General features: G+C 64.8%; 1 pseudogene. It reads right to left on the reverse strand.

The features are described from left to right. Positions 1-1,263 (reverse strand): annotated as a pseudogene (locus tag AZG88_RS29500) (IS1380 family transposase); the annotation flags it as partial. Positions 1,264-1,265: the final 2 nt, after the last annotated feature.

Genomic DNA, 1,265 nt, shown 5'->3' on the forward strand with positions numbered 1-1,265 from the left:
CGTAGGCGTATACGTTTGGGTTCCCACCTGCGTGCTTCGTGGTCGGTGAAGCCGGGCATCTGAGTCCACGCCATCAAGTCGAGAGCGAGTTGGACGATCGCCAACCAGATGCGGTTCTGATCGAACCCGTGCACCGAACATTGGTCAGTCCGGTGTCCTTGGCGGTGCGGATGCGGTCTTCGCAGCGGGGCGCGGCGACGGTGCCGAAGTTCGAGATCTTGGATCTGACCGGCGCACGGTGTTGGTGGCGAACGCGGTCAATCGAAGACCGTCGGAATCGGTGAACCGCAACTGCGCACCGGGGTGCGGGCGTTCCTTTCGGATGATCACGCGCATTCCGGCCGGCCATGTGGTGAGGTCGAGTAGGCCGGTGGCGTCGATGACCCAGGCGCCGTCGCGGACCTTCTCGGTGGCGTCGACGGCGACAGACCACGCACTCTCGGGAACGACAGCGAGGGCGGTGACCATCGCGTCGGTGAGCCCGAACCCAATCGAATACGACACCCGCTTGTTGTGCAGCCAGGTCATGAATGTGTGGCTGGCTCCGGCACCGTCGGTACGGACCATCACCGTTCGGCCCGGACGAGGTCCGGTTGCAGAGCGTAACTGTGCCAGTGCTTTTCGTGTGACCTCGATATGATCTGCCGCGGTGTTCGAGCCGGCGTTACCTGGCCGTAGCAGCGCCGCGACGGGTTCACCGGTCCCGTCGGCACCGTGGTCGACAAACGCCAACAGGGGATGAAATCCGAAGCCGCGTTTGTAGGTCGGAGCAGCAGATTCCTTCTCCGAGTGCGCGGTGACGAGGGTGGCGTCGAGGTCGATGACGATTGGATTCTGCGCGGTGATGTCGTGATCAGGCGCGTGGTCACCGGCGTGTTCCCACGACGTCGCGCGGGCAGTTGCCCGCGCGGTGTCGATGGCGGTCAACACCGCGGGTGCATCTGCGGCCAACGCGCTGATCAGACGGGAGACGGTCGGATCGGAGGGAACTTTCCCGAACACAGCCGCATGTTCGCGCAGGGTGGCGATGTCGGCGAGGCAGTCCCCGCCGAACGTCAACGACACTGCGAGGTCGGTGATGATCTTGCCGGGGTCGAAGTGCGGCAACGGTTTCCGCCACGGTGACAGGCTCTGCGAGAGGGCTGCGTTGCGTCCGGTGACCTCGGCAGTGCCGAGCAGTGTCACCGCTCCGGCGTGCGACACGACACCGGTTCCGGTGGCATCGACGGACAGGGTGGGGTACGACGACGTAGACCTGCTCACCA

Origin of the sequence: Rhodococcus sp. LB1, from assembly GCF_001583455.1 — a bacterium.
In the GTDB taxonomy this organism is placed as follows: domain Bacteria; phylum Actinomycetota; class Actinomycetes; order Mycobacteriales; family Mycobacteriaceae; genus Rhodococcus_F; species Rhodococcus_F opacus.